Origin of the sequence: Methylophilus medardicus (assembly GCF_006363955.1) — a bacterium.
Classification (GTDB): Bacteria; Pseudomonadota; Gammaproteobacteria; order Burkholderiales; family Methylophilaceae; genus Methylophilus; species Methylophilus medardensis.
In genome coordinates this window covers 994,203-1,006,257 of sequence record NZ_CP040948.1, presented here as the reverse complement: position 1 = coordinate 1,006,257, position 12,055 = coordinate 994,203, and the positions used below count along the sequence as shown (strand labels likewise).

The following is a 12,055-nucleotide window of genomic DNA, read 5'->3' as shown; positions in this document are numbered from 1 at the left end:
CCTATAAACACCGCTGGCGATGCTAGCGGTGTTTGCTTATCCCGTGCAAGCACCCATCTATTAAACAATGAAAAAATAAGACAACAGTTGAACCAGTTAGCTATCGCGTGAATCATATCTGATACTTATACGGGGTGATTGATATGAAAATGACTGTGTTTACGTTTGTGCTGTTTTTAATTCCATCGTTGTATCAAAATGCGCATGCAGCAGCGCATGAGGCTATGCCAGACTGTAATAAAATGTCGCCTAGCTTTAGTATCAGCTATTTGGACGAAAATACAGATGGTTCGATTTCCTTGCAGGAATACCTACAAGGAGACCCGAGCAACGAGAAAAAAATGTTTGAGCACATGGATGCCAACCATGATGGTTTGCTCGATCAAGCAGAGCAAAAAGAAGTTGAACAAGTGTATCAACTGATTCATCAAAAAGCGGCCGCTGGTAGCCGTAAAATATAAGCGAAAACGCTCAAAAGCCCCGACGTCGGGGCTTTTTTCATTTAGGCTCAACAGTCCGCCGATACAGGATAGAAGCATCAACAAAGTAGTTAAATTTGTACCCGGCTTCCCAGCTCAATGACGCTATTGGTAGGGATATTAAAATACTCGACGGCACTACTCGCATTACGTGACATCACCGAAAACAACTGATCGCGCCAACGTGGCATCGCACCGCCCACATCAGGCACAATAATGTCGCGACTCAAAAAATACGAGTTAGTAAAAGGATCCAGCGTTTTGCCGTTTAAATTGAGCTGCATTAGCGCTTGAGGAATATCCGCATATTGCATGAATCCATAGCGCAACTGCACTTGCCAGAAGCCCTCGGCCAGAGGCGTCAGCGTCACTCTCTCCTGCGTATTTAGATAAGGCACTTCGTCAAACACCACATTCACAAATAAATTACGCTGATGCAGCACCTGATTGTGTTTCAGATTATGCAATAGCGCCTGTGGCACCGTTTCAAGGTTTGAGACCATGTACACAGCTGTTCTGTCTACGCGTGTGAGCGCACTGGAGGCCAATGTGCTGACAAATGGTTGCAATTTCGGATCAGTACTAGCAATGCCATTCAACAAGGTATAACGGCCTTTTTTCCAGGTCGTCATGAGCACAATCAGCACCAGACTCAACGCCACCGGAAACCAGCCTCCTTGAAAAAACTTCATTGATGCCGAACTGAGTAATACCGCATCGACGGTGGCGAGCAAACCGGTGAGTGACCAAGCCAATAGCGGGGGGAACTGCCAACGCTGACGCATCACGATCAATAACAAAATGGTGGTGATCAACATGGTGCCGGTCACTGCAATACCATAAGCAGACGCCAACGCAGCAGAGCTTTGAAAAGCAAGGCAGACCAAAATCACAGCGCCCAACAAGGCCCAGTTGACCGCAGGCATATAGATTTGACCGGATTCACTGGCGGAAGTGTGCACGATGCGCATCCGCGGCAGGAAACCGAGTTGAATCGCTTGCCGGCTCATCGAAAAGGCACCAGAAATGACTGCTTGTGAGGCAATAATGGTGGCCATCGTGGCCAGAATCACTGCTGGAATCAGCAAAGGTTGTGGAAAAGAGAGATAAAACGGATTGCTGACCGCGTCGGGGTGCAATAACAACAAGGCGCCCTGCCCTAAGTAGTTAATCGCTAAACAGGGAAACACCAGTCCGAGCCAAGCCAGTTGAATCGCTGGACGGCCAAAATGGCCCATATCCGCATACAGCGCCTCGGCGCCTGTAACCGCCAATAAAATAGCGCCTATCGCCAGAAAAACGCCCGCACCACGCGCTTGCAGAAACTGCCAAGCATATTGCGGATGCAAGGCTTGCAGTATCTCCGGCGCTTGTGCAATCTGCCAACTGCCGATCGCAGCTAATACCACGAACCAGACGATGACAATCGGGCCAAAAAACCGACCCACGGCATGTGTACCGTGACGCTGAAACCAAAACAGCCCAATCAGGATGCCAATGGCGATTGGCAGCACCTGCGCGGCAAGGCCGGGGGCTGCCACCTGTAACCCTTCGACGGCGGATAACACAGAAATGGCTGGCGTGAGTACGCTATCACCATAAAACAGGGCCGCCCCGAACACGCCTAATAGCAGCAAGCCACGGCTGCGCTTATCCTGTGGCCGTAAACTGGAGACGGCTAGTGAGAGCAATGCCATAACTCCGCCCTCCCCTTTGTGGTGTGCCCTCAACACCAGCAACACGTATTTAAAAGTCACCACAAACATGAGCAACCAGAAAATAGACGATATTGCACCCAGAATATTGGGTGGAGTCAGAGGCACCCCGGTGCCCTCGCTGAAAATGACCTGTATGGTGTAGAGTGGGCTAGTGCCAATATCGCCATAGACGACGCCTATCGCTCCGAGCGCAAGTGCTGCCAAACTACTTTTTTTGGTGGATAGCATATCCATCACATCCCCTTGTGGTTGATTGATGCAAGGAGTGTGCGACTAGCGACATATCAATCGCATAAACGAATCAGACCAATGATTCAGGCCAAGCGATAACCAATACCGAGTTCCGTCAGCAGCGTTTGCGGCGCCGAGGGATCTGCCTCGAGCTTCGCGCGTAAACGACCAATGTGAATGCGCAAATAATGCGTTTCGTTAATAAAGTCAGCGCCCCACACTTGCGCCAGTAATTGGCTGTGGGTGAAAATGGTGCCCGGTTTGCTCGCCAGCAGCATGAGCAAAGCATGCTCAATCGGACTTAAATGCAGCGGTTGCCCCTGCTTGGTGACGATGCCGCTGGCACGGTTGATCTGTAAAGACTGATGTTGATACACATGGTCACGCATCTGCATGATGGCTGTTCGCCGCAACGCCACCTGAATCCTCGCTAGCAATTCTGGCAGGCCGAAGGGTTTCATCAAGTAGTCGTCTGCCCCTAAATTAAGACAATGCACTTTATCCAGTTCGTCCTGGCGGGCTGAGAGCACCAAGATTGGCACATCGGAATAAGCGCGTAGATGCGGAATAAACTGTTCGCCCTGCCCATCCGGCAGGCCAAGATCGAGAATGACCATCTCAAAGTGAGCGACCTGCTTGGCTTGCGCTAGATCACGCGCATGCTGTACCCGGTAACCGTGGGCCGATAAAGCAGGCAGCAAAAAATGGTAGACACCGGGGTCATCCTCGACCAACAGCAAGCGAGAGGCAGCCGCAGCGCTCACAAATGTTGCCCCTGCATCAGATCTGTGGCGCGCACAAACGGAAACAATAAGCGGACACAGGTGCGATGATCGTCACTGGTGGTCAACTGTAATTGCCCTTGATGCAACTGCATCAACGTCTGGACAATGGTTAAGCCAAGACCAAAACCGCGCCCGCCAGCCCTCGCCTGCTTGTGACTATCAAAAGCAGAAATAACAAAACAGGGCGGGAAACCTGGACCCTGATTTCGCACGGACAACACCAGCCATGGCGGCGCCACCTCCATCGCCACCTCAACGGGAGTCTCAGGGCTACGCCAGTGCAAAGCATTGTCGATCAAGTTAGCCAGCGCATGGGCCACGAGCACGGCATCCACATGTATCAATACCTCTTGTGACGAGTCGTGCGCAGGTAAAGATAATTGCAAAGGCACAGCCGGTGTCCGCTGTAAATAGCGCTGTACAACATGTTGAATGACTTCCTGCGGCGATTGCCAGTCCAGATGTAAGCTACTGCCGCCAGCATCCAGCTTGACCAGTGTGAGAATATTTTCAGTCGCTTGTGTCAGGTAAGTGGCTTCAGCCTGAATGCTGTGCAGCAATTGCGTGGACTGACTCGATGCCAACTCAATCTGGCGATCTGCCAACACATTCACGGCACCAAGAATCGCCGTCAGCGGAGTGCGCATATCGTGTGAGAGCGCGGTTAGCAATGTCTTTTTAAACTGCGCCTCACTGGCGTCGCGGGCGGCCAGTGCCAAGGCTAATTGCTGACGAACATTGGTGGTTGCTTGCGCCAATTGGTCGGTCAGCAATTGCAAAAAATGTAGATCAGGCCCATCTGTGCCTGTTGCCACCACCAAGATTTCACGCTGCGGAAAACCAAATGGCAAGATACAGACATCCATGGTCGGCCAGTCTGGGGTACCGGCACCGATTGCACGCTGATAGTCTAATGCCCATTGCACACTAGATGCCTCGAGACCGTTCACAGCGGCGCCAGCCAGTGTCTTCAATGCTTGTGATTCTGATAGTTGCAGCACACTCACTCGCCAGCCAAATACCCGGCGCACATGCTCGCATGCCGCGGTTAACAAACTGTCAACGCTAGAGTGTTTTGCCAGCAGTTCAGCCAGCGATTGAAAAAAAGCAGATTGTTGTGCCGCCCGCTGCGCTTCTAGCGTTTGCATTTTTAGTCGCTGCATCAAACGACTCACCGTCAGGGCAAGAATAGTAAACACGATCAACATCACCCACGATTGCAAACTGGCAATCCGCAAGGTGTAGCGCGGCTCAATAAAACAATAATTCATGAGTAACACCGCAACGACGGCAGTCAGCAACGCATGATAGAAGCGCAAAAAAAACGCGGCCCCCAACACACACAGCATATACAACAGGCTGACGACGCTGAGATTCAGCCCTGAGAACGGATACAGCCCGAACGCAGTAACCAAGGCCATGGCGATGACCAAGGCCAGATACATTCGCCAAGAGGATTGTTTTGACAACGAAAAAGTATCCAAATCCCCTGGCATCATTTACCCCTCTCTAGCGGCCGTAAATATCCAGATTTTTATAATTCGGCCCAAAAAACTCTTTCATCATAAAGTCTTCAAGGAATGCGTTATCCGACTGGCGCGCCGATAACGAAACCGTGCGCCCTAAACGGTTGGATATCCAATCAAAATCGCCGGTGTAATGCTCCCGGATGATGGCAATCATGCGCCGCATCATGACCAGCCGGATATCTTCACCATTTCGCGCCTCGACTTCGTAGTATTGGGTATTAGCCGAGGTATAGTCGTCGACCCAGCCTTTAAAGCTGAACGTCGCATTGTAAGGGTCCATGCGCTGGATCTGAAACAAGCCATGCGTGCCAAATTTAAGGTTATTCATGATGTTTTTGGTGCGGCGCTCATCTTCAGATGGGCCGCGCTCGGCTGCGGCGGCGGCTTCATTGATTTGCTTGGCAGCCATTTCTGCACCATTACGGTCGGATTGCCTCCGCTTGAGCATGGTCGAAAAATCCTCCACCGGTGCTGCGGGGGTGGGCGGCGTAGGCACTGGCGCTGGCTGTGGCTTGGGCTCAGGCAACTTGAACGCACTGTCCGGCCGTGGCGACTGAATGACTTTTTTTGGTAGCCGCGGTTCAGACTTAGGCGTCGGTTTTGGTGTTGGCCGCGGTGTTGGCGCAGGTGCGGCGGGGGTCTGTGGCGGCGGAGAGGCTTGCGGCGTTTTAGGCACAGGCAGGCCCAAGTCGAGCACAATATTCAATGGCTCTTGTGCCGGTTCTTCAAGCGGTTTCAGCAAATCAACTAAAAAACCCCAGAACAGGATCGCATGAAACAGCAACGACAACGCAAATGCCCATACCAAGCGTGCCGGAATACGCAATACGCGATCACGCTGCTTTGGCTTTAGCCAATTTGGCGTGCTGAAGGGCTCAAAGGGAGACGGTGCTTGCATGAGAACGTTGAATGAAAAATTGAGCGAATATCACGTATCAAGCGAGTATCTCTTGCCAGAGTTTTTCGAGACGCTTGACTGAGACCGGATAAGGTGTCCGTAACTCCTGTGCAAATAATGATACACGTAACTCCTGCAACTGCCACGCAAAGTCTTGTAACTGGGTTGTTACAGGCAAGTGTGCTTTGCGCAATTGCTCTATTTTCTGCTGCCACCGTTGCTCTAATTGCGCCAATGCCTGCGTATGCCGCGCGTCACGCTCTATGCTGGTCGGATATTTATCCATGCGCATTTTTAGCCCCTTTAGGTAGCGCGGTAGGTGCGGCAATTGCTCCCAAGGCGTTTGGCTAAAAAACCCTGGATAGAGCAAGTGTTGTAATTGCTGCTCACAGTCACGTTTAATTTTTTGCGTGACGGGAGACAGTTTTTGTAACTGTGTCACCAATGGTTGGTATTCGTTCGCAATCAGCTGCGCCTGTCTGGTTAATGACTCTGTGACCGCGGGTAAACGCGTGCGCGCACGCGCCTTCAGCTGCATAAACGCGGCATTGGTACGCGGCAGCTCATCTTCAGCGATAAACGCGCGATCAGCGATACATTGCAGCATATCTTCACGCAATTGCTCGGGATTCATAATCGCACGCAATAACAAAGCATATTGGTTAAACCCCGGCAGCCCTTTTTCTAATTGCTTGATTTGCTCTTTAAGCTCAAAGCGCATCAGCCGACATACGCCTTTGCGATGAGAGATAGCGGCGGCTTCCGGCGTATCGAACAATTTGACCGCGACGCTTTCAAGATGATCCTCCAACCCCGGGTAACCCGTGAGCTGGCGACCATCTTTACTAAAAGTGAGGGTTTGTGGCAAATCGCCAAAATCCCACTGTTTTAGGCCAGATTTTTCAATATCGGGCGAACCCGTTCTAAACGTCAATTGCGCAGCAGATCCCAGTTGTTTCTTGAGCAACTGCCAATCTCGCCCCATGCCGAGCTCTCGGCCTTTTTCATCGACCACACTAAAATTCATCAGATGATGCAGCGCAAGCGAGGACAAATCAAACTCTTCCGGCTTGAGTTTTAACCCAGTTTTTTGTTGAATAAATGCTGCCAACGCAGGCAACAAGGCTGATGTTGCAGAGTTTTTTTCGAGAAAAGCCGTCACAAAATCAGGCACGGGCACGCACACACGGCGCAGCGTTTTAGGTAAGGCTTTAATCAGCGCCGTGACCTTATCACGCACCATGCCGGGCACCAGCCATTCTGTCACCGCGGCATCGAGTTGATTTAACAGGGCGAGTGGAATGGTCGCGGTCACGCCGTCGAGCACATGGCCGGGTTCAAAGCGATATTTAAGGGGGACGGTTTCACCATCGATGGTCAACTGTTCGGGAAACTGCACCTCTGTAATCGCACTCGCCCCATGGCGCATGAGTGAGTCACGCGTTAAATAAAGCACTTTAGGATTACTTTTTTCGGCATCTTGCCGCCACTTTTCAAATGCCGCTCCGTTATAAATACGGTAAGGGTCAGCAATCGGCGGCACTACTTTGTCATAAAAAGCAAATAACTGATATTCATCCACCAGCACATCCTGCCGACGCGCCTTGTGTTCCAGCGCCTCGACCTCGGCAATCAAGCTGCGGTTCGCCTCAAAAAATGCTGCGCGGGTATCAAAGGCCATATTGGCCAAAGCTTCTCGAATGAAAATCTCTCGCGATTCGGTCGGCTGAATAGGTCCATAGTGCACACGCCGTTTGGGCACAATGGTCAGCCCATACAAGCTGACACGCTCCCAGGCCACCACCTGCGCCGTTTTTCGATCCCATCGAGGGTCGCTATAGTCGCTCTGCGTCAGATCACGGCTCCCGCCTTCGTTGGCGATCGGCTCTATCCAGTCTGGATCAATTTTGGCCACCACACGAGCATACAATTTCGTGGTATCCACCAATTCGGCGGCGATGACCCATTTCGGTCGATTTTTTTTCAGTGCCGAGCCCGGCGCAATGGTAAAGCGAATTCCACGCGCACCGGCATAGGTCTCGCTGTCACCATCTTTAAAGCCGATATTGCCCAACAAACCAGACAACAGTGCTTTGTGTACTTGCGCATAACTAGCCGCGACATCATTGCGTTTGTAGTCCATCTCCTCGACCATTTCCAGCAGTTGCTGATGCAACTCCCGCCACTCCTTCAAACGCAAAAACGACAAGAAATGTTGATGGCACTGATTGAGTAACTCGCGGTTGGATTTTTTGGTTTTGAATGCCTGATCGTACCAATCCCACAGTTTGAGATAACTCATAAAGTCAGAATCGTCGGCTTTAAACTTGGCGTGCGCTTGATCCGCCGCCTCACGCTTATCCATCGGGCGCTCGCGTGGATCCTGCATGCTCAGCACACTGGCGATAATCAGAATCTCACGCAAACAACTTTCTTTTTTCGCCGCCAGAATCATGCGTGCGACGCGTGGGTCGAGTGGCAAACGCGCCATTTGTCGCCCAAGCTCAGTGATCTCTCGCCGCTCGGTCACCGCGCCCAATTCTTGCAACAATTGATAACCATCATTGATCAATCGCGCTGAAGGGGCCTCCAGAAAAGGAAACTCCGCCACATCGCCTAAGCGTAAATCAGCCATCCGCAGAATCACGCTTGCCAATGAGCTGCGCAAAATTTCAGGATCCGTAAACGCTGGGCGTTGGTTAAAATCTTGCTCAGAATACAAACGCACGCAGATGCCGTTAGAGACGCGGCCGCAGCGCCCTGCCCGCTGCTTGGCGGCTGCTTGCGAGATTTTTTCAATCTGTAATTGTTCGACCTTGGCGCGCGGGCTATAACGATTCACCCGTGCCAATCCAGCATCAATCACATATTTAATGCCCGGCACCGTCAGAGAAGTTTCAGCAACATTGGTCGCTAACACAATCCGACGCTGGCCACTCGGGCGAAAAATCTTTTGCTGATCTTCGATACTCAGACGGGCAAACAGCGGCAACACCTCAATCGAGTTCAATTTTGGCGAGCGTCCCTGATATTTGCGCAAATGGTCTGCAGTGTCACGAATTTCGCGTTCACCGGGTAAAAATACCAGAATATCGCCATCCCCCAAACGCAACAGGTCTTCAGCAGTATCGAGGATGGCATCTTCCATCACCTCCTCTTCCTCATCCTCCTCCAGCCAACGTGTCTCGGTGCGTGGCTGTTTGCGTTTAATGCCCATCAAGTCCTGCGCAAAGCGGTCGATGTCATCCAAACCATCATCCACCGGCACTTCAACGGCAACCATCGTGGTTTTGTTGCCTAACGGACGATAGCGAATCTCAACCGGATAAGTGCGCCCACTGACCTCAATCACCGGTGCGCCCTCAAAGTGATTGGAAAAGCGGTCTGCATCAATCGTCGCCGAAGTGACAATCACTTTGAGATCTGGCCGTTTAGGCAATAACTGTTTTAGGTAGCCAAGCAGAAAGTCAATATTGAGACTACGCTCATGCGCCTCATCAATGATGATGGTGTCATAGCCATTCAGAAACTTATCGCTCTGCGTCTCAGCCAGCAAAATACCATCGGTCATCAACTTAACATAGGTACGCTCAGACAGTTTGTCGTTAAAGCGCACTTTAAAACCCACCACTTCACCCAGCGGACTATTCAGCTCCTGCGCAATGCGCGAGGCAACCGAGCGGGCTGCAATCCGGCGAGGTTGTGTGTGCCCAATCAAACCAGCCACCCCACGGCCTAATTCGAGACAAATTTTCGGCAACTGGGTGGTTTTACCAGAACCCGTTTCGCCACACACAATCACTACCTGGTGTTTGGCAATCGCCGCGGCAATTTCCTCTTTTTTACCACTGACGGGTAACGCTTCGGGATACTCAGGGCGCGGCAATGCCGCCAATCTGGCTTGCATGCTCTGCTGAGAGGCCAATACTTTGTCGGCAATGGCCACTAACGAAGTATCGACGTTTTTACCTTGTTTTAAAGCGTCACGTGCCTGCTGCAATCGTCGCCTGAGCGGAAAACGATCCGCCAGCATGCACTGAGAGAGTTGTTGATCAAGTTGGGAGATGCGATGTGCGGGAGAGACTGCAGTCATAAGGCCATGATTTTATCATGGCACACCAGACAACTGCATACAGCGGGCAAAGTGAATCTTTTAACGCTTCGATGCGCGGATAATCAATCAAATAATTTAACACTTATTAATATCAGCGGCTGATGCGCATCACTGAGTGAATGTATGTTGAATTAGATAGGAGAACGACACACTAATACTGCGCTGAGTAGCGTGTTTTAAGGGTGTGCGCGCCGTCAAACAAAGCTTTAAGCCTGACGAGTACATACTTCTACGCCAGTGTTGCCGCCCTTAAATCCTGGCTCGAAATAAAACTTTCTGAACGTCCACTGGCCTTTTGCATTCTTTTTGAACGCAGCGATGCCGGTGCCGAAATCATGGGTTTTACCGCCATATTCGCCTTGCTCAGCAGGCAAGGCAAAATGCATGGCTGCATGATGACCGTGCACTGCAGCATGCCCGGTATATACGCCATAATTGGGCACATCGAGTTGGAAATCATAGCTGGCATCTGCAGCATGGCTATGCTCTGGCCTCAACTTCATGGTCACTGTGCCGGTATACGCGCCCTCATGGGCGTCCTGCCCAGTGCAGTCATACACCCCACTAAAATCAACAGCACATGCCTGAAATGACCAACTCATGGCCAGTACTGCGATGCATTTTTTCATCTTGAATCCTTTCAACAGTTTACTCTGGGGGGCGAACTCGCAAAAAACTGGCGAACTTAGGTTTGCCAAGGCGCGTAAGATCGCGATAAGTATAGGTGACTTGACTACCAATCGCTGGGGGATGCGCCCGATCCGCATCACTAAAACCAGTGCCAAGTTTAAACCGAATGCCGGCGGGGGTTTCTAACAATAATGCGCCCATTTTACCTTGGTATTTACCTTTACCCGCCAGGTAACCAACGACCTTCGCTTCCGCATCCAACTGCGGTTTAAGTTTGAGTAGCACCTGACTGCGACCCGTTAAGTAGGGCGCATCGGCGCGGTGTAGCATCAGGCCTTCGCCATGCTTGGCAACGACCGCTGCCAGTGTGCGTTTTAGGGTAGATACATCAGCGACGTGAAATTGCGGCAGCCGTTTAAGATAAGGGGTATTTGCATGGATGACCAGTTGATGGATCTGCTGCGCACGCTGGCTGAAATCACCTGCCGCGTCCGGCAACTCAAACACGTAATAACTGACTTTTTGCCATTCACGATCGACCGGCTGACTTTGCCTGACCGTGGATGACAAGCGCTCAAATTGACCACGGCCCAGCCACAACTCACCATCGAGTGCTTGTTTGGGAAAGTGTTGAGTAAACCACGGTGGTGCATGCACCGGATTCCCCTGACGGGTGACCAATTGCTGGCCATCCCAAATAGCGCGGATGCCATCTAGCTTTTCGCTCACCAGATAGTCGTTGACATCAATACCATCGTGATAAATTTGCGCGAGCAAAATGGACGGCGCTTGTGCCAAACATGGCCCTGCTAGTAAGCACAAGCACCATAACAGCACCCATTGCACAAGTGTAGACACGATCACCCAATACGTTAATTTAAGTTAACAGTTAACGTACTAAACACCAGCAATGAAAGCAAGACTTACCGACAAAAACGTCAAGTTTTAAAGCAATTGACACCACAATTTGTCGTGATGCATCACATCCATCCATAAAGCAACCAGACTCAAGGCAATGAGTAACAAGCCACTCAGTCGCATCCCGGTAGACTCTTTAAACCAGCTGGGTAAAGATTGCTGGCCTGCACGCCAAATCAAAGGGGCCGTGGCAAGCACCGTCGCGGAGCCGCTGGCAAATGCCATCATGACCAGAGCGCCTTGCAGCCATTGCGATTGTAGCGATGCCAACATCACAGCAGAATACAGCAGACCGCAGGGTAACAAGGCCCAAATCATACCCGTCAACAAATAACCCAGTTTCGCATGCTCAGTGTGCTGTTTGATCCAAACCCACACTTGTTGCGCCCGCTTGAGCGCCCATTGCGGTTGTTGGCCGGTGATCACTAACAATGCACCCCAAGCAAAAATCAGGGTATGCGAAAACGTCCACAACGGTTGAAATACGTGGCTCTGAATTGAGAGCCATGCTAGGCCCCGCAGCGTTTCGGCGGCGATTGCGCCCAAAAGTCCATAGCCGAGCATACGCCCAAGATAAAAACTCCAAGGAATGGTATGCATCACACGCAACGGAATCGAGCGGTACTGGCGGGTAGTATTGACTGTGGACTGCATGGCGCCGCAAGCGGCACCGCACATGGCAATACAGTGCGGTCCGCCTGCCAGTCCCATGACGAAGGCGGTCAGGAGTAAGCTGGCTAACATGCCAAGAGT

9 protein-coding genes are annotated in these 12,055 nt (G+C 51.4%); 1 reads left to right on the top strand and 8 read right to left on the bottom strand.

Annotation, left to right across the window (positions count from 1 at the left end; all coding sequences use genetic code 11):
• Nucleotides 1–143: 143 nt before the first annotated feature.
• Nucleotides 144–461 carry an EF-hand domain-containing protein gene (locus FIT99_RS04975; RefSeq protein WP_140003278.1) on the top strand — a complete coding sequence of 106 codons (318 nt, stop codon included), beginning with the start codon at nt 144–146 and terminating at the stop codon, nt 459–461.
• Nucleotides 462–550: 89 nt separating this feature from the next.
• Here FIT99_RS04975 and FIT99_RS04970 read toward each other — a convergent pair whose 3' ends face one another.
• The 8 genes from FIT99_RS04970 to FIT99_RS04935 all read right to left on the bottom strand — a co-directional run bounded on the left by FIT99_RS04970 (nt 551) and on the right by FIT99_RS04935 (nt 12,046).
• Nucleotides 551–2,431, bottom strand: coding sequence for a potassium transporter Kup (locus FIT99_RS04970; RefSeq protein ID WP_140003277.1), 1,881 nt, complete (start codon nt 2,429–2,431; stop codon nt 551–553).
• Nucleotides 2,432–2,511: 80 nt separating this feature from the next.
• On the bottom strand, nt 2,512–3,192 hold the full coding sequence (locus FIT99_RS04965) for a winged helix-turn-helix domain-containing protein (protein WP_189524786.1): 681 nt from the start codon (nt 3,190–3,192) through the stop codon (nt 2,512–2,514).
• Complete coding sequence (locus FIT99_RS04960) at nt 3,189–4,712, bottom strand: DUF4118 domain-containing protein (RefSeq protein WP_223261287.1); 1,524 nt, start codon at nt 4,710–4,712, stop codon at nt 3,189–3,191. Before FIT99_RS04960 ends, FIT99_RS04965 begins: the two co-directional genes overlap by 4 nt.
• A 10-nt stretch (nt 4,713–4,722) precedes the next feature.
• Nucleotides 4,723–5,640, bottom strand: a complete 918-nt coding sequence (locus FIT99_RS04955; RefSeq protein WP_140003276.1) for a hypothetical protein — start codon at nt 5,638–5,640, stop codon at nt 4,723–4,725.
• A gap of 37 nt (nt 5,641–5,677) precedes the next feature.
• Nucleotides 5,678–9,673, bottom strand: a complete 3,996-nt coding sequence (gene hrpA / locus FIT99_RS04950) for an ATP-dependent RNA helicase HrpA (RefSeq protein ID WP_140004649.1) — start codon at nt 9,671–9,673, stop codon at nt 5,678–5,680.
• A 287-nt stretch (nt 9,674–9,960) separates the two neighbouring features.
• On the bottom strand, nt 9,961–10,383 hold the full coding sequence (locus FIT99_RS04945) for a hypothetical protein (protein WP_140003275.1): 423 nt from the start codon (nt 10,381–10,383) through the stop codon (nt 9,961–9,963).
• Nucleotides 10,384–10,402: 19 nt separating this feature from the next.
• Nucleotides 10,403–11,221 (bottom strand): DNA ligase, encoded by an 819-nt coding sequence (locus FIT99_RS04940; protein ID WP_223261311.1) that lies wholly within the window; start codon nt 11,219–11,221, stop codon nt 10,403–10,405.
• Between the two features lie 108 nt (nt 11,222–11,329).
• Nucleotides 11,330–12,046, bottom strand: a complete 717-nt coding sequence (locus tag FIT99_RS04935) for a sulfite exporter TauE/SafE family protein (protein ID WP_140003274.1) — start codon at nt 12,044–12,046, stop codon at nt 11,330–11,332.
• Nucleotides 12,047–12,055: the final 9 nt, after the last annotated feature.